Here is a 258-nt window from a genome sequence, read left to right on the forward strand (position 1 = left end):
GGCCAAGGTCGGCTCGTAGCCGGTCAGCGACAGTTCAGGAAACACCACCAGCTCGGCACCCAGCGCCACCGCCTGCTCGATGCAGACAAGGTGGCGTTCGAGGTTGCCCTGTAGGTCGCCCTTGAGCGATGCCAATTGCACGGCGCAAAGTTTCATCAATAGCTCCTTCCCTGGTACAGGCCGAAAGGCCGAGCATACTCTCGGCAGCAACACCTGTACCAGTGAAGGGTTTTTCAGGAAGCCGGATGCGGCGCGAAG

Annotated in this window: 1 protein-coding gene; it reads right to left on the reverse strand. The window is 60.5% G+C overall.

Going from position 1 to position 258, the window contains the following annotated elements:
• Positions 1–156: nitrilase-related carbon-nitrogen hydrolase (locus SB725_RS32210; RefSeq protein WP_410923555.1), on the reverse strand; the 156-nt coding region annotated here is incomplete at its 3' end.
• Positions 157–258 lie beyond the last annotated feature (102 nt).

The sequence above is a fragment of the Pseudomonas sp. SIMBA_041 genome (assembly GCF_046535095.1).
GTDB classification, from domain to species: Bacteria; Pseudomonadota; Gammaproteobacteria; order Pseudomonadales; family Pseudomonadaceae; genus Aquipseudomonas; species Aquipseudomonas mucoides.